The 22846-nt window shown below is 41.8% G+C and carries 23 protein-coding genes; 3 read left to right on the top strand and 20 right to left on the bottom strand.

The genetic code is table 11. From position 1 onward, the window contains the following. Positions 1–364 precede the first annotated feature (364 nt). Together KFT32_RS15070 and lpdA are read right to left on the bottom strand one after the other, a co-directional pair. Positions 365–1519 (bottom strand): beta-ketoacyl-ACP synthase III, encoded by a 1155-nt coding sequence (locus KFT32_RS15070; RefSeq protein ID WP_211748055.1) that lies wholly within the window; start codon positions 1517–1519, stop codon positions 365–367. A gap of 208 nt (positions 1520–1727) precedes the next feature. Further along, positions 1728–3113 (bottom strand): dihydrolipoyl dehydrogenase, encoded by a 1386-nt coding sequence (gene lpdA / locus KFT32_RS15075; RefSeq protein ID WP_211748056.1) that lies wholly within the window; start codon positions 3111–3113, stop codon positions 1728–1730. Between the two features lie 196 nt (positions 3114–3309). Between lpdA and KFT32_RS15080 the strand changes: the two genes are divergently transcribed. Then, on the top strand, positions 3310–3876 hold the full coding sequence (locus tag KFT32_RS15080; RefSeq protein ID WP_211748134.1) for a TetR/AcrR family transcriptional regulator: 567 nt from the start codon (positions 3310–3312) through the stop codon (positions 3874–3876). Positions 3877–4032: 156 nt separating this feature from the next. On the opposite strand, the gene KFT32_RS15085 is transcribed toward KFT32_RS15080, so the two are convergent. From KFT32_RS15085 to KFT32_RS15110, 6 genes are all read right to left on the bottom strand, one after another. Continuing rightward, on the bottom strand, positions 4033–5043 hold the full coding sequence (locus KFT32_RS15085) for a Gfo/Idh/MocA family protein (RefSeq protein ID WP_211748057.1): 1011 nt from the start codon (positions 5041–5043) through the stop codon (positions 4033–4035). A 263-nt stretch (positions 5044–5306) separates the two neighbouring features. Next, complete coding sequence (locus tag KFT32_RS15090; RefSeq protein WP_211748058.1) at positions 5307–5558, bottom strand: hypothetical protein; 252 nt, start codon at positions 5556–5558, stop codon at positions 5307–5309. Between the two features lie 211 nt (positions 5559–5769). After that, the gene (locus KFT32_RS15095; protein ID WP_211748059.1) at positions 5770–6192 is read right to left on the bottom strand and encodes a hypothetical protein; all 423 of its coding nucleotides are present in this window, start codon (positions 6190–6192) and stop codon (positions 5770–5772) included. A 5-nt stretch (positions 6193–6197) separates the two neighbouring features. Continuing rightward, on the bottom strand, positions 6198–6515 hold the full coding sequence (locus tag KFT32_RS15100; RefSeq protein ID WP_249435908.1) for a hypothetical protein: 318 nt from the start codon (positions 6513–6515) through the stop codon (positions 6198–6200). 259 nt (positions 6516–6774) lie between these two features. Continuing rightward, entirely contained in the window at positions 6775–7050 is a 276-nt protein-coding gene (locus KFT32_RS15105) for a hypothetical protein (protein ID WP_211748060.1), read from the bottom strand. 458 nt (positions 7051–7508) lie between these two features. Next, positions 7509–8015 carry a DUF4241 domain-containing protein gene (locus KFT32_RS15110; RefSeq protein ID WP_211748061.1) on the bottom strand — a complete coding sequence of 169 codons (507 nt, stop codon included), beginning with the start codon at positions 8013–8015 and terminating at the stop codon, positions 7509–7511. A gap of 403 nt (positions 8016–8418) precedes the next feature. Here KFT32_RS15110 and KFT32_RS15115 point away from each other — a divergent pair, with 403 nt between their 5' ends. Continuing rightward, positions 8419–8673 carry a helix-turn-helix domain-containing protein gene (locus KFT32_RS15115; protein ID WP_211748062.1) on the top strand — a complete coding sequence of 85 codons (255 nt, stop codon included), beginning with the start codon at positions 8419–8421 and terminating at the stop codon, positions 8671–8673. Positions 8674–8704: 31 nt separating this feature from the next. Here the strand turns inward: KFT32_RS15115 and KFT32_RS15120 are convergent, their stop codons facing one another. The 11 genes from KFT32_RS15120 to KFT32_RS15165 form a co-directional block, all read right to left on the bottom strand. Further along, on the bottom strand, positions 8705–9418 hold the full coding sequence (locus tag KFT32_RS15120) for a nuclease-related domain-containing protein (protein WP_211748063.1): 714 nt from the start codon (positions 9416–9418) through the stop codon (positions 8705–8707). Positions 9419–9816: 398 nt separating this feature from the next. Beyond that, positions 9817–10095 carry a 5-methylcytosine restriction system specificity protein McrC gene (locus KFT32_RS27695; protein ID WP_211748135.1) on the bottom strand — a complete coding sequence of 93 codons (279 nt, stop codon included), beginning with the start codon at positions 10093–10095 and terminating at the stop codon, positions 9817–9819. Positions 10096–10374: 279 nt separating this feature from the next. After that, positions 10375–10785, bottom strand: a complete 411-nt coding sequence (locus KFT32_RS15130; RefSeq protein ID WP_211748064.1) for an Imm7 family immunity protein — start codon at positions 10783–10785, stop codon at positions 10375–10377. Between the two features lie 23 nt (positions 10786–10808). Next, positions 10809–11462 carry a restriction endonuclease fold toxin gene (locus KFT32_RS15135; RefSeq protein ID WP_211748065.1) on the bottom strand — a complete coding sequence of 218 codons (654 nt, stop codon included), beginning with the start codon at positions 11460–11462 and terminating at the stop codon, positions 10809–10811. Between the two features lie 45 nt (positions 11463–11507). After that, complete coding sequence (locus tag KFT32_RS15140; RefSeq protein WP_211748066.1) at positions 11508–12215, bottom strand: WXG100 family type VII secretion target; 708 nt, start codon at positions 12213–12215, stop codon at positions 11508–11510. Positions 12216–12456: 241 nt separating this feature from the next. Further along, the gene (locus KFT32_RS27470; RefSeq protein WP_283246442.1) at positions 12457–12582 is read right to left on the bottom strand and encodes a hypothetical protein; all 126 of its coding nucleotides are present in this window, start codon (positions 12580–12582) and stop codon (positions 12457–12459) included. A gap of 131 nt (positions 12583–12713) precedes the next feature. Beyond that, on the bottom strand, positions 12714–15041 hold the full coding sequence (locus KFT32_RS15145; protein WP_211748067.1) for an ABC transporter permease: 2328 nt from the start codon (positions 15039–15041) through the stop codon (positions 12714–12716). Beyond that, positions 15041–15745, bottom strand: a complete 705-nt coding sequence (locus KFT32_RS15150) for an ABC transporter ATP-binding protein (RefSeq protein WP_211748068.1) — start codon at positions 15743–15745, stop codon at positions 15041–15043. Before KFT32_RS15150 ends, KFT32_RS15145 begins: the two co-directional genes overlap by 1 nt. A 477-nt stretch (positions 15746–16222) precedes the next feature. Next, positions 16223–17386, bottom strand: a complete 1164-nt coding sequence (locus KFT32_RS15155; RefSeq protein ID WP_211748069.1) for a DUF4317 domain-containing protein — start codon at positions 17384–17386, stop codon at positions 16223–16225. A gap of 176 nt (positions 17387–17562) precedes the next feature. Continuing rightward, a complete protein-coding gene (locus KFT32_RS15160; RefSeq protein WP_211748070.1) occupies positions 17563–19197 on the bottom strand; it encodes a formate--tetrahydrofolate ligase in 1635 nt (544 codons plus the stop codon). Positions 19198–19529: 332 nt separating this feature from the next. Continuing rightward, a complete protein-coding gene (locus tag KFT32_RS15165) occupies positions 19530–20099 on the bottom strand; it encodes an SF0329 family protein (RefSeq protein WP_211748071.1) in 570 nt (189 codons plus the stop codon). A gap of 262 nt (positions 20100–20361) precedes the next feature. Here KFT32_RS15165 and KFT32_RS15170 point away from each other — a divergent pair, with 262 nt between their 5' ends. Next, complete coding sequence (locus KFT32_RS15170; protein ID WP_211748072.1) at positions 20362–21216, top strand: copper amine oxidase N-terminal domain-containing protein; 855 nt, start codon at positions 20362–20364, stop codon at positions 21214–21216. A 306-nt stretch (positions 21217–21522) separates the two neighbouring features. On the opposite strand, the gene KFT32_RS15175 is transcribed toward KFT32_RS15170, so the two are convergent. Next, on the bottom strand, positions 21523–22680 hold the full coding sequence (locus tag KFT32_RS15175) for a cobalamin-independent methionine synthase II family protein (protein WP_211748073.1): 1158 nt from the start codon (positions 22678–22680) through the stop codon (positions 21523–21525). Positions 22681–22846: the final 166 nt, after the last annotated feature.

Genomic DNA, 22846 nt, shown 5'->3' on the forward strand with positions numbered 1-22846 from the left:
CTAAAAATTCATGATCATGGAAATTAATAAGGACATTCCCTTTTTTTATTTTAGTTAAACAAAAAGAAACCAATCCTTTAGTAAAGTGTAGTTACTACACCCTATGTAAAGGAGAGGTTTCTTTTGTCCATCTAATATTTATATAATCATTGTTTTTCAATTGGTTCATTAATTTCAAGCCAGCGATGAAGAAATTAATAATAGTGCAAAAGAATATATCAACTATATCTTTAAGTATCAATAGTTATGTGTAATTGATACAAATACAACAGGGGCTATCCCAAGTCTTTATCAAAGACACCTTAAGGATAGCCCTTACGTTATGAACAATATATCTCAACTGTTAGTCTTTCTTGTCAACGAATCAGCTGCTGTAATCGCCCATTTCAAATGAAGATCCCACGACGGTCAGCAGCATAACAGAGCTTTGAAATCTCCCACTTTCAGGAACCACGCATAACACTTGCTCACCCTCTGAGAGGTGTCCTGAATTCAGCAATTCCTCAAGCATAATATATATCGAAGCCGAGCCCGTATTGCCTTTCGTATATAAGTTCGTGAACCATTTTTCTTCAGGGATGTTCACCCCACCAAGCTCCAATAACCGGAATATTTCCTCTTTGAAAAAATGAGATGAATAATGACAGACCATCCAATCAATTGACTCAGGAACAATCTTACCTTCCTTCACAAGTTCCAAGAATCGATTCGTCCCCACCTTTGTTATTTCATTAACAAGCCTTACGTCTTGCTTCAGATTAAGGGCTCCTTGATCTGCTGCTTCATGAATCGATGGATAATCAAGCCAGGAAGCAATTCCACTCTCTTTATCCATTCCGGAATACATACAAACATCGTATTGATTTGCATACGACTTGTTGTCGATCCATTCGATTCGCAGGGATTGTCCCTCTTTGGAAGGATTATTTTGCAATATAGCCGCTCCCGCTCCATCTGAAAGCATAAATCTTAAGAAGTCCGTATCAAAGGGGACCCGGCCCTTAGCATAGATCTCCTGTGCTTCAAACTTTGTATGTTTAAACTCACGGCTGAGAAACTCACTGGCACATGAGATTGCTACTGTGTGCTCACCTGATTTTATATGTAAATAAGCATTCTTCAGTGCATGCATTCCACTCGCACATAACCCAGAATGAGATGAAATTTCCATAACGGGGAATCCAGTCTCTGCATGTACCATGCTTGCAAATCCAGGTAGGAGTAAGTCTGCTCTTGTCGTACCTGTCGCAAGAAATCCAATTTCATGTTCTTCTACATTCCTATTTCGTTCTAGTGCATCGCGAATAGCCAGGGTGGCCATTTCTGCATTCGAGTATACACTCTTTTGTTCTTTATTCATTGCATAATATCGATAACGAATTTGATTCTTCTCCAGAATGATTCGTTTGGTTTTGGAAGACTTACCTCCTATTTTGCCGAGATAATCTTCGATTTCATCATTACTAACCGGAGAACCAGGAAGGAATTTACCTAAACTTGTAATATAAACAGAACTCATATAACACCTCACTATTAAAATGAAATTGATAGATATATAGGTATTCTACCTTATTGAAAATATAGCTAATTATTCCTATTTTTTCAAACTATTATTTATCAGGGCAGACTTTATTAGTAGTCTTTCAGATCGTAGAAACGCTAAAAGGACATGACAGCACCTACTTCGTACCATCGTGTCCTTATTAATAACATGTAATCTGCTACTCTTATTTCCTTATCATCATTTTTCTAACCGCGTTGTCGGCAGCTTCCATAATCACTTCTCCCAATGTGGGATGAGGGTGAATCGTCATTGCCAAGTCCTCTACGGTTGCCCCCATCTCGATAGCAAGAGCAAGCTCCGAAATAAGTGTGGATGCCTCCACTCCTACGATTTGTGCACCGATCACGATGCCTGAGGTAGGATCTGCAACGATCTTGATAAATCCTTCGGTTTCCCTGAGTGCCAATGCTCTTCCGTTGATACCAAAAGAAGCTTTGCCAATCACAAACGGGATCGATTTTGCCTTTGCTTCTGTTTCACTTACGCCAACGCTAGACAGTTCAGGACTCGAAAAAACGACAAGCGGAATGGCTTTATAATCAACCTTGGAGGTAAGGCCAGCAATCGCTTCTGCGGCAACCTTAGCTTCATAGGACGCCTTATGAGCCAGGGCCGGACCCGCCGTAATGTCTCCTATTGCGAAAATATGAGGGATAGAGGTTCTGCACTGTTCGTCCGTCTCGATTAATCCCTTGCTCGTCACAGGTAATCCTATGTGCTCCAGTCCTAGCTTGCCGTCTGTATTTGGTTTTCTGCCGACCGTGACTAGCACATAGTCCGCTGTCACATGATACTGCTCCTGATTTTGTGAATAATGCAGTGTAATGGTATCCGCATTCTGCACCGCGCTCCCAGCTGTCGCCCCGGTAATAATATGAACCCCATCGGCTTTCAGCTGCCGTACAACCGGGGCTACAAGGTCCGCCTCGAATCCAGGCAGCACTTGTTCTCCTCCCTCCAGAATCGTTACCTTTGTTCCAAATTTGGCATACATCTGCCCTAGTTCGATTCCGATATATCCACCACCAATAACGATCAGGCTGGTCGGAATCTCTTGGAGCGACAGTGCTTCTGTGGAAGACAAAATACGTCCTTCAACTGGAAAGGCTTGCAGTTCAATCGGACGAGATCCTGTTGCGAGTATGGCATGCTTAAAAGAAAGGGTCTGCTCCTGTCCAGCTTGTTTGATTAGAACAGTATGTTCATCAACCAGACTAGCCTCTCCTTCCAGAATGCTCACACCAGCCATTTTTAATAAATACTGCACTCCGCCTGCCTGCTTATTCACAATCCCTCGCTTGAAATCCTGTGCATTCTTAAATGACCCTGACGCATCTATATTATTGAATGATCTGAACAAATCATAGCGATGCGATTCTGCAATTAATGCTTTGGATGGAATACAGCCAACATGCGTGCAGACTCCCCCAAGCTGACTTCGTTCAACAATCGCGGTCTTCATACCAAGCTGTGAGGATCGCAGCGCGGCCACATAACCTCCCGGACCTGATCCAATGACCAACGTTTCTACGGATTCAAGCTTACTCATATCCTGATACCTCCAGTTGAAGCTAAATTAAAATATGATGTTCATAATATATTATAGTCATCATATTTTAGAAACGTCAATATCTGTGTTTAAGCCTACTTGGGCTAACCACCATCAGATCGCTAAATTGACACGCTTTATTATGACGAATATAATATTTTGAAAAGTAGACTTACGAAGCTGTGGAGTGATTACAATACCGTATCCCAAAGGCCATAAAATAAAAGTACGGAATAAAATTGTTGAAAGTGCTGCCCAGGCTTTTCGCACCAAGGGTATTCAAGAAGTAAGTGTTCCGTTCATTATGAAGGGCGCCGGATTGACTCATGGAGGATTCTATGCGCATTTTGACAACAAAGATCAGCTGGTCACCGAAGCTTGCCGGTATGCCATTAGCGATACCATCGAACTTCTGCAGAAAGCCGCTGATCAAGAGACGCCGAACTCCAAAATCAATTCGGTCATTGATTATTATTTAAGTACGTATCACCGTGACAAAAAGGAGATCGGCTGCATTATTCCTGCCCTTTCTGGCGAGATATCCCGTTCTTCAGAAGAGGTTCAGCAGGTATTCACCCATGAACTGGAGCGGATGATTGCTTTTATCTCCCATCTGGCGAAAATAGACACTTCCAGAGGCAGTGCACTATTCAGTACCATGGTTGGCTCTCTTGTTCTTGCACGGTCTGTTAGTGATCCTGAACTGAGCGACAACATCCTCTCGGCAGGCAAGAAGGCAGCCAAAGAGCTGGTTATGAGCTAACATAGAGATATGATCCACGATTCCTTTGTACTAATTCACAAAAATAGGGGAACGGCTTGATGGATTGGGCTTTTCCCCATTTTCCATTCATCCATTCCCCTATTTCATCACGGCTTTATACTACCCGAGACCTGTTTCCGATTGTTTACGAGAATTCTACTGCTTCGCCCCCATCAATTGAGGTCTTACATCTGTAAAACCTTCACCCGGCTTACGCAGAGCTTCGAGTACAACCTGCGCATTATACCCGTCATAGAAATTATAGAAAATACCAGGCTCTCCGTTCAAAATCTGAATGATTTGCTTCAAGATCGGCAACGGACTAACGATGTCCTCCACATCTACAGGCTGAAGATCGGCATCCTTACCGCTTCGGAACAGGTGGCGCCAGTTTTCGAGCGCTATCGTTCCTTCCTCACCGTGAACCACTAGGGAGACACGCTCCTCCCCTTCCCGCTCATCAGTTCCAAACAGGTGAATCTCAATATCATTATGTAATCGCAGAACTGCACGGACACGGCTTTCGGACTGATTCGAATCCGCCGGAAACTGAACCTCGCTCTTCACATGCGTAATCGGACCGAACACCTGCTGAATCATTTGGATCCAGTGAATGCCGACTTCGAGCAGATATCCGCCCTGCTGTCTTGAGGAGATCCATGGATTTTGCTGCCAGGACCTCGGCCACTGCGGAAACTCCAGATATAGATCCATCTTGTGGATCTGGCCGATCGACTGCTCTTCCATTAATCCCTTGAGCTTCAGGACCGCCGGGTCGAGCGGAAGCGAGAAATGAACGGCATGAAGCACGTCGGCCTGCTCTGCCAGCTCCACCAGACTCCGAGCTTCGGTCAAGCTGTTAGCCAGCGGCTTCTCGCAGAAGACATGGATGCCTTTCTCAAATGCGATCTTGGCCACGTCATAATGCAGGGACGGCGGAACCGCGATATACACGAGGTCAAGCGGGACCTCATTCAGCAGCTGTCGGTAGTCGGTGTACAGCCGGGGGCTAATTCCTGCTGCTTCGACTTCCTTGTGCATACTAGCTTCATCACTTTCGCAAAGTGCGACTAACTCGATTCTTTCCGCATATTCGGGCAGCAACCGGTGAATCATAACTCGGCCCATGTGACCTAAGCCGATAACGGCCATTTTCTGTTTATTCATCCTGTTCTCCTATTCCATTGATGATTGAATTTTGTAAATAAATGCCACGCACCTATTATAGATCAGGTGTTGCTGCCAGTACACTTAGATATGTAGAAAGTCTAATATACTTCTAAACTGCCAAATCTCCAACAATTGTTTCCATAAATACTTTTTTTCTTCTTCATCGCAGACAATATTTCCTGAACATTAGTTTTATTAATCAAACGAAGGGAATAAAAAAAGACCCGAAAGGTAACAAACCAATCGAGTCTTGCATTGTTTTACGATTCAAATGTTGTTTTATCAGGAAATTGTCCGTTTTCATTATACAGACATCTTGCTAATCTTTGAGCCGCTCTATCGAAATAAAATTTAGACTCGTTGTTGGCATTTAATACTGGCTCAATTTCCTGAATTGTCTCCTTCTCTTTATTAAGTTCAATCTTTCCCATTACTTGTTCGTTCGGCCCAAAACGATAAATAACCTTTTCATCGTCTTCATAATCTTTCAGCAGTAATACAAATGAAGCCATTGAATTCCCTCCTAAGGTCTCCAAACCCTTCCGGACTTTTCAGAAGCAGAATGGGCAGTTTCATAATCTGTTTTGAAAATGTATTTGGTTACAAAGATCATTTGGACTCGCCAGACCTCACAGATTAACTTTCTTCATGAAATTGGTTAAATCTCGCTATACCTTTCTAATCTTCTTCACTCGACCAAACTAAAGGGAGCTGAGGAATTGATTATTTATACCGTTCTAAATTATGATACGGGTTCGAAATATTTACACCAACCTCATCAATAGTTTCTAATATCTCATTAAGTATCATTCCATCTATTTTTTCATTTTGTTTTATGGACTCCTTAATTTTTACAAAACAATTCTCTAATCCAAGGTTTACAACAATCGAAAGTATAATATCAACATCCTCATAAGAATCAGTATTCCATAAGTTGCAGAGAATCTTGTCCACTTGTTTTCTTGTTTCATTTTCCAGTACTTCATAAGTCATGACTTGCCTATCTGTTAATTGGCTAAGGATTAATAAAAACTCTCGTTTATCGATATTTTCTAATGCGAACTCAATTAATACATTTTGAAATATCAATGCTAACGTCTCTGATGGCATTCTATCAGGTAATTTCTCAATTTCTTCAAGATTCATTTTTTTTAATTCCCCTCTATTGGAACATGAACTTCATTTAAAGACTGGTTTCTTGTCCATGTTCCATCTGTTTTTAATTGTTTATTTCCTATCTTTATTTGTGCTGTCCAACGATTGCCTGAAGCAGCTTCAGGATAATTACTTGCAGCTACAGGGTCTGGTGAATGCCAGCGGATAATCGCCTTTTGCCCATCGGCAAGTAAACATTCATACTTTGCTGCATCTCTTGTGAGTGTCTCGATAGAAGTACTTATAGACCTTGAACCATTACCTGTTCCTTCAGCACCCTTCCCCCCATCCCCACCCGAATCATTTTTGTCCAATGAGTAAAGATAACAAAAAACAAGTCAATCATGGTGGTATCTGACCTTACGGGTATTACATAGGTTATAGATGTTAATGGTTGAATGATGAGTTCATTCGGCACTGGTTACTTGAATTTGTCACATTGGAATAAACCATCAATAGCAAGACAGCCCAGATAATAACGGTAAATCCCGAATGCACTCGAATAGCTGGCGGAAATGACCCCAGATTAAAAAAAACTTGAAAGGCATAAAGCCTATCAAGGTTAAGAAAATTCTACTCATACAATGGAACTAAGATTCTTCCTATCAAATCCTCAGGTGTATAGTTCGTACCATCGAATGCAAGATAGAGATAATCCTTCGAACGTTTTACGTTAGGACCGTCCACAAACATTGGCCCTTTAAGGAAAAAACGTTTGTTATTTTGACCCTTATCGACAAGAACTGTCTTTATCAACGGACTGTCTATGCTCCCTGATAGTTTAGCTTCGACTGTTATGAGGTTCACTTCTTTAAGTGAATCGGCCTTAATAATTTCTAGTTCAAACAATTGAATTCACCTCACTCTTCACCTAGTAATTTTCTATAATCCCTAAGTGCTTGAATTGTCTGTCTCGTTTCATTATTTGGAATTCCATATGCCTTCCTATCCTTCCGCAGCCCTTTCGACTTCATCCGATACTCGGATCAGCACCTCGGGCGGAACGAGTATTCTAGACATTCGCATCCTCTCCAAGATATCATTGGTACCTTATTCTATCTATTTTCTATTATATGGAAAAGGTTCTAGGGTCCTTCATAATCGAGAGGGTTGGAGTAGAAAGGCTAAAAAAATAAAGTTTTTCACTTAGATAATGGATCATAAGCACTAGTAAGCTCACCCTTTTTCCTCTCGAATAGTGACAGGCACGATTTTCCAATACGATGTATACATAATAAAAAGACCCTAGAAGGTTTTTCTTCCACGGCCGTTTGTGATTGCTTTTATTCAGTTTCATTAGAACAGTGTTAACTCTTAATAAATACGATCTTTACACCAACCACCTGATCCTGCCCATTCACTGCCTTATACACGCCGTAAGCACCGTCACCCATACCGGTACGAGATACGACGCCCCCCATCAGAACACCCGCTTCTTCCCCATTTTCGGTGATATCGCAGCAGGCAAGATACCATTCGCTGTCCGTATCGGCATTACCGGCCGCATCAGGGATTCGATAATGGTTACTATCAAAAACCCCAGCCTGTCCGCTATCTACCCCAGCCACAAAAGGACACTTGATCCACTCCAACAATGCCCCCTGTTCTGCAACCGATTGATGATAAGCCGTCAACTTCGCGTTGGCTTCGCCCCAATCCGGGATCTCTACCTTCTCCACTTCCGTGGCCCAAGTACCATTCAATACAGGTTCTAACACACCCATGATGATAATGTTCGTATCCAATTCATAACAAGGATCTGCGACTACCATTTGCCCAGAATTCACTTCGAAATTACCTAGTTGAATAAACAATAAGGATACCTCCAATAACTATGTATGATGATTCTATTTTAGCACGTATGACATGGAGGATAAGATAGTAGCTATTGAGAGACGAAGGTGAGCTTTATTTTTTAAAAACAGAGTGGTATGTTTCGTAGGGTATTTCTAGTTGGCTGGATATCTGAAGAAGGAGTTCATCTGCTCTATGTATCAAATTTGTTAGATGTGTAGGCTGCATTTTACTGATTAAAACGCTCTCCTGTAATAAAAAGGATAAGGATTGTATAAATATCAACGATTCCACGTTCATCACAGAACTTACAGAAAACATCCGCGCTATATCGTCCAGCATAATTTTTGTATTAAGTGTCCTTTTCTCCTGCTGAATAGAACCGTATAAGATAAATTTAACTATCCATTAAGGGGTTATAACGTGACTAATCATAGCGATAAATCCATAGAGTTACTAGCCTTCGGCAGAGCTCTTCGAACAATCCGCAAAGAAAAGAAGCTCACCCAAGATGAGCTCAGCCTTTACTCCCGTGTAGACCGGTCTTATATTAGCGAACTTGAGAATGGAGAAAAAGCGCCTACGTTGCTAACGATTACTGCATTAGCAAGGGCGCTTCATGTTAAGGCTTCGGTTTTGATAGAGGGTTATGAGATGGAATTGGAGGAAAAACAGTAACGGGCGAAGGATATATCGTAAATTCCGATTATCACTTTTTTGAATTCCCCATACTTCCTGCCCTTTCCACATGATCAGCCCGAATCTTCGGATCGGTGATATTTGCCTCTATTAATGATTGATAGATTCTCTGGATATCGGATTCCGCTAGATCAGATTCCTTCTTCTCGGCTTGAATCCGATTCATTTTGCGCTGGATATATTCAGAAAGTTCAACATCGTACACAATCAGTTCATCTGACTGGATTTTTCTCAGTTCCGGATCAACGCTGAACCTACAACGCATTGTAAAGGAAACTAATGAAATGTAACGGGTCTTTTGGTAGTCAGGAAGCAGACTTTTGACCGATTGAATATGTCCGTAATTTTGTAAAAAGGGATTGTACATTTTATAACGGTTACTCACCGTCCATGACTTATTCTCTCTTGTTCCTTTAATCTCTCCCGTGTAGTTCTTCGTCTCGATGACAAACAATCCTTGCGGGGTAATTACCACATGGTCGATCTGTGAATATCCCGTACGAGACTTCGAGTTGGCCACCATTAAATCACTTAGATATTTACATCCTTTAGGAAGTTGGTCTAGTTGAATATTAATCTTATGTTCTCCCAGTTCACCAATTCGAGTAGGCTGAACCTTGGGCTTAGTGCTATTTCCGGAAGTTTTGGTTTTATTCGTATGCCCGGTTTGTTTTTTCTTTGGCTTATCAGTGGATTTGAACAATGACATTATTTTTTGAAACATAAGAGAACTCCGTTCTTAAATGTAATAGTATTTCACCCAATCCGTTTCGTCTTCTTTGTCCATTTCAAGCAACGGGGCAAAAGTGCCTCAAAGTATATAAGTAATTTGTTGCACTTTGGCTTTATAAATTTTCGCCATGGCGCTTTAACTGCCCTTTTTACTTATTTCGTCTGAACTATGAATTCCTAGTACCCGCCCAGCTAAATCCACCTCATATGACCTTTTACCAATTGTAACCATGAACTAGACCGTTAAATTATCTATGTGTAATTAAACTTACTCCAACATAAAAATCTTATTTATCTCTTCTATAACACAGTCAGAATTATCCGATACCAAGTTTGATATATTTACTCTCTTAACTAACCATTTTATTGGTCTTTCTTGATAAGAGCGATTTAGATACTGAGGAAAATCGATGATATGTCCCGTATTCGGATACAATAATATGCATAAGAAATTTGATATTCTCTTAAATACGCATACATTTGGTAAAGATCTTCTTGATTAATTTTATATCTTTGTGAGTTTGGTAATATTAGTTTCCACTTAGTATCTATTATTGTAACAGGGGAGCCTGTAATCTTATCTACGAGTAAAATATCCGGAATAAGTTTACCTTCACCAGTGTTAGCATTAGCAAATAACCACCTTGACGCTTTCTTCTTTTCAATTATTACTTCTTATACAAAGTTATACTCATATTGAATCAATCTATTTCGAACGGTCCGCTCAAACAATTGATTCAGGTCAAACAATAAGCTAAAAGTCTGATTCGTCCCTTTTTGCTAACTTATCCGTTTTAGGCAGTACCTCAATAATAAGATTTGATGTTCCTATAACTCCTACCCATTGTTTGAATGCTAGCTTTTTATAGCCCCACCGAAAGAGATCCTTATTCTATAATTTTTCTAATTTCGAAAGGGATTCAGCATCAATGAAGAAAAATTATGGATTCATTCTTCAAACTCGAAATCATCTGTTACAACTGGTATTAAAGGTGATAAAAATGGGTCTTTTTTTTCTTTAACGCTTCCCCTCGCAAGAACGTATACTATAAACTCATTAGAATGTTTTGAGTGCTCATCATTAAAAACATAAAGCATTCCATAAGAGCCAGGTGCAATCATCCCTATATTTTCCATTATACCTACAGGATTAAATTTTGATGAAGGCTCACGATTCCATAAACCCGTCATCCAAAGATGATATTGTCCATTTATTGCCTTAATATCTAACACATCTACATTTGGCTGTAAATCTTCAATATATTTTTTAGCTGTTTCAATGATTATTTCTTCTCGTTCATTGCGTTCCTCATCACCAGTACTTTCTAAAATGACTGCCCAACCATGATATTGATACATGCTTTCACCTCTCTAGTCCTTCATTAAAATGGCGAGATATCAATAATAATCTCAACCTCGTATCTCTTCTCATATTCTCTTAATTGTCTAATTATTTTATCAGCAGGTGCTGTCTCAAAATGAAAGTATGCCTTTCTGCCTGTTTCAATACCAGCTTCAATGGTTGCCTTTGCCTGTTCTCTAAATTGAGGACTTAGATTATTCATTGATGTCTTAGTCTGACCAATGTACTTGTCAGAGACTACATCAAACTCTCGACCTTTGGGATCATTATTGAATATCATTCGAGACTGTCCATCAAGTTTTTCTCCAAGTAAATCTGCACCTGCATCTTCCTTATTTGATTTCTTTAGTCCACCTGAATATTGAGTATAGATACCTTTACCACTATTCAATGTAGAAGCAACTTCTCCCGGCCCCTCAACCCTATCCAAGTCCTCATCCCTTGCCCCCTCACTCCGGTTCACATGCGGAGATTCCTCCGGTGCAATCCTTTGAAGAATCTTGAAGCCTTCACCGGTGGTCGCTTGACGGTAAGGGAACAGCTCAGATAGCAAGGGTAGCTTCACTTTGCTGGTGTTGGCAGTGACTTTACCCACTTCCTTGATCTTGGATACTTTCGCTATATTTTTGAGGTAGAGACCTGGGATTAACATGGCAGTGACACTGCCCAGCATCTCACCCTTTTTCCAAGAGGAGCCTTGTTCAAAATCCTTGTACGCCTATTGGGGCGCTTCCCACAGAACCTCTGGATTCCGATATATGTAGTCTGCTGTATCCACAACTTCCTGGATGGTTTGTTTAGGGCGCCATACCAAATTATTGGCGAACTCCACAGCCCCCACGACATTCATTGCCGCATTCTTACCCAGCGACATGAAATACGCGCGAGTCGCAGAATCCGCCGCCTCCATGTTCTTGCGCCCCTCGCTCTTCCCGTAGGTCTCATCCAACCATTTCAGGTAGTCCAACTCCGGATTATCATTAATATCGTAGTCGTTCCTCATGAAATGCTTTTGCCAATACGCAAAAGTGTCATCGTTCTTTTTGTTATCCGGCGTAATGGAGGTTCCATCCGACAGCTTCAGAGGCGGTCCGTTCGGCTTTTGCTCTGGGCTTGCGTTCTGCTGCAACATAGGGTCTGAGTTCCGATTTAATGGATCCATGGCGTCAGCAAGAATAAACTTACTCGCAATGCGATTTAATTCAAGAGAAATGGAAGACAATAACGATGCCATTTGCTCCATATCTTTTCTAGCAGTAATAAAATCACTATAAAATTGCTGTCTTGTTGTACCATCCCATAAAGCTTCCATGGATAATACTTGATTAACTAAATGGTTAATCATTTGTTGAATGACTTTACTAGAATTATCAAAATGAGCCGCGACTGAAATAGCTTGGTCAGGAGTTATTCTAATGGTATTCATAAAATTACCTCATAGAAATAATATTACACACCACTCTACTATAATTTACCAAAAATGTGCAACCTCATAAGGTGATTGTCACGATTTGTTTCTTTCCGTTGCTGTTAATTCAGGTGCAAACCTAGCCGCTCTAATACTAGCCTGCGCTTCGTCAAGAGCGAAGTTCATTTTAAATGTCACCTTCAAGTCTTTATAATTCATATACTCTTCCTGCTTGGTAAGCCTCATAATGACCTACAATTTAATGTGCCACTGTTGGTCTGCCTGTGACTCGGGAATTTGCACTTAGGGTACCTATTCCCGTATTCTCAGCAGGCAGTACACCTGTATTTATAATAAACCGATCATACATCATTCCAGTTTCCATTCATCATAAAATCCGGTCTGCTTAGAATATTATTTTGTTCTGGAAAACCAAGAGATCTTGTGTAGTCCATGAGCTCTTTTTGTTGAAACTCAGTTAATAGGAGTTCATTTCTATAAGGGCTCCCATCCCCCTCACTCCACCCCTTTCAAAGCCCCAATCATATCAACCCGCTCCACCTTCCTCCTAAGCAACACGCTCGACACTACAGTGAGCACGAATGCAATAGAAACAGATATCAAAATAACGGGCAGATTGACTTGATTCGGGATTTGCTGATGGGCGCTTGCCATGGCCTGGACAGCTAGGGTATACATATAGGCACCTATTGGCAGCGCAACAATAACCGCAACGGTGGTCAGGATCATATTCTCAGTGAAGATGAGTCGGTATATTTTATTTTTGGGATAGCCTAGCACCTTTAGTGTCGCAAGCTCCCGATTTCTTTCATAAATGTTGATGGAGGATATTGTATAGATCGTACCAAAAGAAAGAACAATGGCACTTATAATAAACAAGATAAAAACAAAGCTATTTTGCTTCATCATATATTCCGCGGATCTCTTCAAATCCGCCTTATCTGCAATGGTCTCCACTGGTTGATCTTGCTCGAAGAAGTTACGAACGGTTGTAAGGTCCGCTACGTTACTCGCTTCCACTAATAGTGTTGTTGGATTATTGTCTATGCCAAAGCTCTCTAGATACGCCGGAGTAATATAAAAAGACGGATTCGAATACTGGGTGGATATGTGTGCAACCTGCATGTCGACTGTTTTGTTAGCAAACGCTGGATCAGTGAACTTGATTCCGATGCGATCCCCTTCTTGGATCCGGTATTTGTCGGCATACGATTTAGGTACTAGTACACCATTATCGTTCAACGCGAACCGCTTTTCATTTTCGTCCATGAAATGAATAAGAGAGTTTTCTTTATCCGTAACAACCAATGTGGCATTCTCGTTATTTCCCTCTAGGATAAGTTCGACGGGAAAGGTAGACAGCTCATAACTACTCTCAATGCCGCTGGGCAGTTGCACCGTCTCTAGGGCAGTTCCTCTCATATAATCGACTTTTAAATCATAGGTGTTCACCTTTTCAATCTGGGAAGCTACTTGCATCAAGCCCATCTGCGTACCAAAAGCAGTGATTAGTAACACCGTGCTCACCATTACACCAAAGGAGCTTGCTAGTGCTTTAGGTTTATTTAAAAATATATTTCTTAAAATGATCTTATTGCTGTAGGAAATATAATTCCAAAATCCAGTCGCTCGCTCGATAAGCAGCTTCCTCGTCTTCTTCGGTGGTTTTGGACGCATCGCCATAGCTGCACGTTCTCGTAAGATGGGTCTGGCACTTAAGTAACATGCTACGATTCCGAACGCACTGGAGAAGAAGATAGGTACAATCACAGAAGGTAAGGATAGGGAGAATGTAATGTCAGGGAGAGAAGTGGATACTGCACTCTTCGCTGCGATCATGGGGATGAATAGATTCGCGGCAATAACATAACCAAGAATGGAGCCGACGATCCCCACCAGCACTGGGTACCCCATATAATGAAGTAAAATGTTCCTGTTTTTCACACCCAACGCTTTCATGATCCCTACTTGATTTCGTTGCGAATCAATAATCCGCGACATCGTAAGGAATAGAATAACGGCTGTGATGATGAATAGGACCAGTGGCACAACATTGCTCATGACTTTATTGTTATAGAACATTTGTTGTAATTGAATATAATTGAACGTTCGCTCTTTGCTAACTAGGTTTACATAGGAGAGACCTTTGGACTCTGCTTCAATGGCTTGACCTAACTTATCAATATCGTAACCATCCTCCGCATCAATCATGAGCTCATTATAGTAAAGGCCGCCTGTGATTTCAGGCAGAGCGGCTTCTTTGATATACGCAAATCCGGAAGTTTTATGATCTTGGGTTGCGTTCTTTTTGACATATTCCACATTCATAGCCAAGCCGCTAATGGTGAACATCAGATTATGGTTATTCACATTTATCTGAAATTGATCACCTACTTGGTACTGATGCTCATTAGCATAATGATAATCTAGCAAAATTTCACTCTTAAGGGTTGGAATCTTCCCCTTCATGATCGCAGACGTATTCATCTCATTCATTTCAGGGATCGAATGTACCTTTATCGTAGCTTTCGTATCTTCAAAAACTTGCTCCGCCTCCAAGGTGTACCGTCCCTCGATTTTGTTTATACCTTGGATCTTACGTAAGCTCTCCACGTCCTGCTTGGAAATTTGTTTGTAATAGACATTCAAGTCACTTAAATTATGTTCTTTATAATACGCCTTTGAATAATCGCTAAGATCATCACTTAACGTGTCTAGTCCCGCATAGAAAAAAGCCCCGACTGCAATCACGAGAACAAAAGCTATAAATTGTCCGATCGATTGCCTCATATCCCTGAACAACTTCCATATTAATTTCGTCATCACCACTCAATCCCTTCAACACTTTGTTTCTTCTCATTTATGGTGATGCTTTCGATCCTCCCGCTTTTAACCTTGATTACCTTATCGGCCATCGGCGCAATGGCGGAATTATGTGTGACGAGCACAACACATTTTTTCGTGTCCTTGTTCAAATCTTGAAGCAGCTTTAGGACAGACTTTCCTGTCACATAATCCAAAGCCCCGGTGGGTTCATCACAGAGTAAAAGTGTAGGATTTTTGGCAACAGCTCTTGCGATCGCAACCCTTTGTTGTTCTCCTCCAGAGAGCTGGGAAGGAAAGTTTTTGATCCGATCTGTGAGTCCAACTTTATGTAAAACATCTTTCGCATCCAGATGGTTCTTACATACTTCCGTAGCAAATTCAACATTCTCCAGTGCGTTTAAATTCGGAATTAAGTTATAGAATTGAAATACGAAGCCAATCTTCTCACCGCGATAGGTCGTTAATTTCTTTTCACCTAATCTTGTGATTTCTTTACCACCAACCAACACTTGACCTGAAGAAGCCGTATCCATACCGCCAAGGATATTCAGTATCGTGCTTTTACCGGCACCGCTTGCACCTAATATAACGACGAACTCTCCCTCTGATATGGAAAAATCAACACCGGCAAGCGCCTGAATGGTCACTTCACCGATTTTGTAATCCTTCGTAACGTTTTTAAATTCAATTATCGTTCTCACGGCTTACATCTCCTCGTTATAAATTTTTTATGACGTAGTACCACTGAACAGGCGGGGGAGCGCTCCAACCGCTTCAATCCACTATTTTTCCATCATATAACAATGAAGAAAAATCACTTCCCCCAATCGATGTATATTGGGATCGGTCTCCAGAAGGAGTTCGAACTCACCGCCGTCAAGGTGTGCCGATAGAATCTGTTTGTACACTCGTCAGTAAAGAGATGAATGAAAGAACGTATAAGAGAATGACAACTTCAAAAAGTTAAAGATACGTAACGTGATAAATGACTCGTATATTATTATCCCTTCATCTTGAGATTCTTAATGAGGAGATTCAATCTATCTAGCGACAAAGAAAATAAGCTTAAAAACAAAAAAACTATCCCGTCTAGGATAGTTTTTGTTTAACTCACTCTATCGTTGCAATCAGATGATAAGAGAATGATTTTGTAGCGCCTTCTAATCTAAAAAATAAATCTACAACGTCTCAGTACTGAGTGTAAATCCTTCGATTACCACATCTTCATCGATCTCAATCATGATGCATCGTTTCCCTTGATAATTCACCTGTTTCACATACTTTAAATCCTGTGGGCTGACCGAAATTGTGGCTACCTTTGTATCGATCTTAATCGATTTTGACGTAAACTTCGGCATAACACTGCTCGCCTTCAGTTCATAGTTCTTATCGTCGACGATCGTTTGAAAAGCCCGTTCCACTTTTTCCGTCGTCACGTCTTCTACACCGCTTACCGTCAGCATATCTTCCACATCTTTATAATCGAGCTTCGGTGGTTCTTCATCATCATTGGTTTCTATCACACGGTAGATTTCCTCGTACACATGTGCGATGGTCGACGCATCGAGTTGTTCGCCCGCCACTTCCTTCACGATATCTTCGAAGATGGCTCTTTCCTCCAGTGCCGTCACGGACCTTTCGGCATTCAAGACCTGTTCGATGAAATGCGGATCTGGAAAGTTCGATTTTCCCGTACAATACAGAATGCGGTTCACATCAGAATAATTGTCCGTCACGCTAGGATAAAAGAACCCTTGTTCCGGCGTACTGAGCTTAATAATCGGATCTACATTCACATTGTACTTATATTCTCTCTCCACATAATCAAATAAAAGAGTTTTCCGTTGCTTCTCCGTAGAATTCACGGTGCATAGAATGAACGGATGTGCGAACACTTCGTCCTTCTCGCTCACCTCGGCTTGTTCATTCCTGTCCTTGGTTGGCAGGTAGTACTGTCCGCGAACGAACGTAACCACCATATCCCGTTCATACTTGACATCCACCAACATTTTATCCACGAGCAGCAGCATCAGGTCCTGCCATTCCTCCGGATCACCTGTCACCAAACCTTGGTGAAGCATCACCTGCGCCGGTTCCTCCGCTTCCTCCTGAAACTTTAACTCGAACAACTTCTGATCCAATTCACCGGTCAGCAGTTTTTTGAAATTGCCCAAATGCAGCTCCTGCTTCTCTCTCTCCAACAGTTCAAACGGCTGGCGCTCCGAATGATAGATCTCGTTGGTTTCCTTCATAATATACACGTTGAGAATGTCATAAATATTCAGCAAATCATGATCCATCTTAAATTGCTTGCGTATATGAGCGACTTCTTTCTTTATCATAATTCGTTAGACAACTCCTAAGTAGTAAATTGGTTTTATCAGTATAAACGATATAAAAACCCTTCGCTAGAAGGGCTTTTAACGTTACTACTTTTCAGTTCCAAATATTCAAGCCTATCATTCCAAAATCGTTTGTTTAAAATCGTCACATGCGAAGGACTGCCGTCCTCCCCCTATCAGCTCAGGCCTCCGATATGTCCCGATTCATCAAGTCTTATGCGCCACGCCGCCGGTTCCGCAGGTAATCCTGGCATCGTGACCACCTGCCCTGTCAGCACAACAACGAATCCTGCGCCGGCCGACCAGCGGACATCCTGCACTTCAATCGTGAACTGCTCCGGCGCCCCGAGCACGGCAGGACGATCTGTAAACGAATAGGGCGTCTTCGCCATACAGACGGGAAGATCGCGTACGCCAAGCCGCTCCAGTTCCTCTAATGCTCGCCTCGCAGCCGGGCGGTATTTGACTCCGGCTCCGCGATAGATGCGCGTAACGACCGTCTCAATCTTCTCTGTAAGTGGCATGTCATCCGGATAGAGCAACTCAAACGTATCCTCTGCCGTTCCGTCGGCTAGCTCTGCCACTTCTTGCGCCAACTCGCGGCAGCCTTCACCGCCACGCTCCCAAGCATCCGAGACAATCGCCTTCACACCAAGCTCTGCGCAAAGAGCGGCAACCTGCGCCAGCTCTGCCTCCGTATCCGCTGCGAAGCGGTTAATAGCGACGATGACCGGCACGCCGAAGGTGCGCATGTTCTCCACATGGCGCCGTAAGTTGGCGAATCCAGAATGTATCGCCTCGGCATTCTCCGTCAAGAGCTCCTGCTTCGGTACGCCACCATTATATTTTAAGGCACGCACGGTCGCGACGATGACCGTAGCCGCTGGATGCAGGTTTCCCTGACGACACTTGATGTTCATGAATTTTTCCGCGCCCAGATCAGCGCCAAATCCCGCTTCCGTCACGACGTAATCGGCCAATTTGAGAGCATGACGGGTTGCACGTATGCTGCTGCACCCGTGGGCAATATTGGCAAACGGTCCGCCGTGAACGAATACCGGATCACCTTCAAGTGTCTGCACTAGATTCGGATGGATTGCATCCTTCAGCAGAGCGCACATCGCGTCCACCGCCCGAAGCTCACCCGCTGTAACTGGCCGCTTGTCCATGTCATACGCCACGACGATCCGGCCAAGCCGCTCCCTTAAATCGTCCATATTTTCTGCTAAACAGAGCACCGCCATCACTTCCGAAGCAGTCGTAATAAGGAAGCCGTCTTCGCGCACGGTGCCGTTGTTGTCGCCGATACCGATTACGATCTGGCGCAGCGGCCGATCATTCATATCGAGCGCCCGTTTCCATACAATACGTACCGGGTCAAGACGCAAAGTATTGCCTTGGAAAATATGGTTATCAATGAGTGCCGCGAGCAGATTATGAGCTGATGTAATCGCATGGATATCACCCGTAAAGTGCAGATTAATATCCTCGGCAGGCACAATCTGGGCTTTGCCACTGCCTGTGGCGCCGCCCTTCATGCCCATGCACGGTCCGAGCGATGGCTCGCGCAGCGCAGCGGCCGCCTTCCGTCCAATCCGATTCAATCCTTGCGTAAGTCCGATCGTTGTGAGTGTCTTGCCTTCCCCTGCTGGCGTCGGATTCATCGCGGTGACGAGGATAAGCTTTCCGTCTGGCTGCTTCGAGACGGATTCCCATACATCCTCGGATAGTTTCGCTTTCCATTTCCCGTAAAGCTCAAGCTGATCTGGCGCAAGGCCCAGCCTGGCTGCAACTTCTGTAATTGGTTTCATATATGACGCCTCCATACCTATTCTGCTTTAAGCTATTTTATTGTTGAGGAGAATCCATAAGCTTTCAAAAATGCTAATCAATAATCATCCGAGTTTTCACTTCACCTACGTTTATTGCTCCTATATATTATTATAAAAAAAATACACCCCAAAAAGTTAACGAGCTTGAGGCAAATTTAGTACAGGCCCATTTTGCAAAGTATATCTTTCATATTTCTATAGAAGTGTTGCCCATAAACGCAGAAAATAGAGTATCGACGTTAGATTGCCGACACTCTATTTTTAACGGTTTATCTGGTCTTACATATTCTTTCAATGAAAGTTATTTATTTTCATAATGTACTCAGCCGTAATTCATAAAAATACTGCACAATGGGATGCTTTAACTTCATCTTTTCGGCCATGTTTAATATTCGTTTTTTTCCAACTCGTCTGTCCACTAAGGCTAGAATATTCAGTAAAATATCATTACTCTCTAGGCTTTCTTCTATTGAAGTAGATAAAAACTTAGTAGCAACAACGACAAAATTAGATTTACTTAATGATGCCTGGGCTGTCAAAAGCTCCTTAGCAAGTACGGATATTTTTCTACTTCTTGCAATTACAATGAGACGATCCTCTGGAACTGTCCCCTTAGTATCTTTTCTAACGGCTTCAATTTCTTCATTACTGATCGGAATTTGGATATTTGGATCATTCTTAATTTCCTGCTCCGTTTGATACCATCTGATCGAGTTATTTATATCACTCATATTGAGTACGTTCTTTTTATCTACGGCAATATAACAAATCCCTGATTTATCAAGTAAATAACGGTAACTTGTTGCGCGGTATTCGACTCTTCCAATTAACGCAGGACAGAGAAAACTCTCCAGCTCTTTCTTCAATTTACTCCAGGACATGTAATCCTCCTATTTCTCAATACCTAATCACCGTATTTGCGGCTGTCAGACTTTCTTTGCTTTCTTTTTGTATGATAAGACAGTTTTTTAAATTAAATCACTTTGTATCTTCCATTCAGGCCTTCCCACGATTCTATCACAACTTTATTTAATTTTCAGTACGGGTTTATTAGTTAATGATTTTATTGCGCCAGCAACTTTTTTAAGATATGAGCGTTACTATAGTAGCGTTTAAAATATACAATAAGCAGGTGATTGTACAATGAAAATAAAGTATTGGAAAAATGTGGTTGTCATTATGTTTATAATATCCGTGCTTTTTCCATTGGGAGCTCAAACATCTGATGCGGCTTCCAAATATGTGGAGCTAGAAATTGGGTGGGACGACGGCCGGATCACCCGTATTGAGACACTACATAAGGACGGAGTAACTTACGGAAGTTTATTTTCGTTAGGCATCGGGGCAGGTCTGAGCTGGGGGATGGAAAATGACAATACGGCATTTCTGAAGAGAGATACCAAACACATTGTTGTCCACATGGGAAGCAGCATTGCCGAAGTTGATGGTCAAGAAGTGGATATGGGCAAAGAACCCGTGTGGTATATTAGCAACCTCTATGTACCGATTAGATTTCTCGCATCTGCTTTGGACGGAGAAGTAGCTAGTCGGGACGCCAAGACGGGAAAGGTGACCGTGACGGGACTGAAGAATTATACGGATTCTTTTCATGGCAGTATGAGGGGATACAACTATATGATTCAGGCAGCAAAAGGAGATCTTGAGATTACGAATGCATTTACGGGTAAAAAGAATACAATACCGCTAGGCATAAAAGATATTAATGTAAATACTCACGAACTCACCTTAAACTTTAATCGGACTCCCAAAAATCTAACTATTGTAACAATTAATTATAAGAATCGAAAAACTGGAGACTACGACCTTTATACGTTGGTATTCAAGAATCAAGGGATGATTCGCAAATCTGTAGCTCACGGGCTAATCGAGTCACATGAAATCTTACAATCGGACGGCACCATTAGTCTCATTGATGACAAAAATATACGTATTATTGATGATGGAAGCGGGGATGTACTTGAAGTGATCGCTCGATAACTATCATTATGACGTAAAGTATGTTGGAAATCGGGAATTAAACAGCCTAGAGTCATCTTTTATGGCAGGACAAAAACATAGTCACAATCGAAGTCGCCTATATGGCGGCTTTTTTGCTTCTAATTTGGGCTCGGCTGCTTATTAGACTTACGGGTAGGGCAATCTTGAACACGGTAATGTTATCAATGACCTCTAAACTCCCTATGATAAGTACAGATTTTTGTTCATTGAAAAAGACTGCCGATATATACCATCGACAGTCTGCGTGAGAGAATCTACTTCCCTCTTTAACTTAGTTTAATAGGACTAACCCCAATATTGCGCTGCAATACGTTGTCCTTGATTAATTTTCGCCCACTGTTCATCTTCCGTGAGTTCATTGCCACCATCACAGGACGCAAACCCGCATTGATGAGAAAGTAACAATCTATCCTTATCAATAATTTTCGATGCTTCATCAAGCATTCTAACGACACGAGTCTCGTCGTCAAGGGTATTGGTTTTAGAAGACAACAATCCAAGTACAATTTCCGTTTCAGGCTTATCTTTGAAAACCGCAAGCGCCTCGAGTGAGCCTGCACGATCATCATCCCATTCAAGGAAAAAGCGATCATATTTAAGCTGCTTCAAGAACAGATTCGCAATTTTGGCATAGGAGCCACCGCCCATATTACGGGAATCATAGTTACCACGACAGTTATGAGTCCACATTTTCAAGCCTAAGCTATGACCATAATCAATGACTGTATTGTTAATGTCAATAAATTCGGTAGCTAGAGCCTGTACTTCCTCTTGATTGATACTCTCGCCAGTATATGGAGAGTTCGGGTTATCATCTGCAAACAGCTCCCATAAGCAATCGTCGAATTGAAGGATTTCCCCTCCAGCAGCAGCAAATTCCCGGACAAATTCTTTATAAGCCTTAACAAGACCGTTTTTAAGCTCTTGTTTATCCTTATAAACTGCATCTTTGCCACCAATGTTATCTGACCATGATAACTCACCAAAAATATGGGATGGAGAAGGTACGCACAGCTTTGTTTCACGGTCGCCAGCAAGGGCTTGAAGTTTTTTATATACAGGAATAAAATGATGGTTTTCTCCACTCAATTCACCTGTAATGCGCAAACCAATATCTTTTCGAGTCTCATATTTTGAAGTTCCATCGGTATCTCTAAAAAAATATCCATGATCCGCTATATAGCGGCTAATTCCTTGGAAGCCCCAGACAAAGTCCAGATGCCACATTGATTTGGAATATTCTCCATCCGTAAGAATGGACAAATCATTTTTAATTTCTTTATCGACTACAGCCTGAATCGCATCCGATTCACACTGCTCATACCCTTGAAAATCCTGATAAAAGGGATAACTGATATCATCACGATGTTCAATTTGATGTTTATATTCTAATAAATCTGTCGGACGCAGCAGGCTACCTACGATTTGAAATCTATTGCACATAAAAAATCCTCCTCAGTTAGCACATCTCTTTATGTAATGCTTTGATTCTAGCATGGAGGAATAAGATCCACATAACACTTAAAAGTAATATCTAGTTATAGCTAAAAGCTATACCAAGTATCTAAGCTTACCATATAGCTAATATCATTTTTTAAAGGTGAACTAT

Origin of the sequence: Paenibacillus sp. Marseille-Q4541 (assembly GCF_018310695.1) — a bacterium.
Taxonomy (GTDB): Bacteria; Bacillota; Bacilli; order Paenibacillales; family Paenibacillaceae; genus Paenibacillus.

Excerpts from the sequence above, each read along its gene's own strand:
- KFT32_RS15140 (WP_211748066.1), bottom strand. The coding sequence starts at position 12,215 with ATGAATACCATTAGAATAACTCCTGACCAAGCTATTTCAGTCGCGGCT.
- KFT32_RS15145 (WP_211748067.1), bottom strand. The coding sequence starts at position 15,041 with ATGACGAAATTAATATGGAAGTTGTTCAGGGATATGAGGCAATCGATC.
- KFT32_RS15155 (WP_211748069.1), bottom strand. The coding sequence starts at position 17,386 with ATGATAAAGAAAGAAGTCGCTCATATACGCAAGCAATTTAAGATGGAT.
- lpdA (WP_211748056.1), bottom strand. The coding sequence starts at position 3,113 with ATGAGTAAGCTTGAATCCGTAGAAACGTTGGTCATTGGATCAGGTCCG.
- KFT32_RS15070 (WP_211748055.1), bottom strand. The coding sequence starts at position 1,519 with ATGAGTTCTGTTTATATTACAAGTTTAGGTAAATTCCTTCCTGGTTCT.
- KFT32_RS15160 (WP_211748070.1), bottom strand. The coding sequence starts at position 19,197 with ATGAAACCAATTACAGAAGTTGCAGCCAGGCTGGGCCTTGCGCCAGAT.
- KFT32_RS15165 (WP_211748071.1), bottom strand. The coding sequence starts at position 20,099 with ATGTCCTGGAGTAAATTGAAGAAAGAGCTGGAGAGTTTTCTCTGTCCT.
- KFT32_RS15090 (WP_211748058.1), bottom strand. The coding sequence starts at position 5,558 with ATGGCTTCATTTGTATTACTGCTGAAAGATTATGAAGACGATGAAAAG.
- KFT32_RS15120 (WP_211748063.1), bottom strand. The coding sequence starts at position 9,418 with ATGTTTCAAAAAATAATGTCATTGTTCAAATCCACTGATAAGCCAAAG.
- KFT32_RS15175 (WP_211748073.1), bottom strand. The coding sequence starts at position 22,680 with ATGTGCAATAGATTTCAAATCGTAGGTAGCCTGCTGCGTCCGACAGAT.
- KFT32_RS15130 (WP_211748064.1), bottom strand. The coding sequence starts at position 10,785 with ATGTATCAATATCATGGTTGGGCAGTCATTTTAGAAAGTACTGGTGAT.
- KFT32_RS15170 (WP_211748072.1), top strand. The coding sequence starts at position 20,362 with ATGAAAATAAAGTATTGGAAAAATGTGGTTGTCATTATGTTTATAATA.
- KFT32_RS15135 (WP_211748065.1), bottom strand. The coding sequence starts at position 11,462 with ATGCTGGGCAGTGTCACTGCCATGTTAATCCCAGGTCTCTACCTCAAA.
- KFT32_RS15095 (WP_211748059.1), bottom strand. The coding sequence starts at position 6,192 with ATGAATCTTGAAGAAATTGAGAAATTACCTGATAGAATGCCATCAGAG.
- KFT32_RS15085 (WP_211748057.1), bottom strand. The coding sequence starts at position 5,043 with ATGAATAAACAGAAAATGGCCGTTATCGGCTTAGGTCACATGGGCCGA.
- KFT32_RS27470 (WP_283246442.1), bottom strand. The coding sequence starts at position 12,582 with ATGGAAACTGGAATGATGTATGATCGGTTTATTATAAATACAGGTGTA.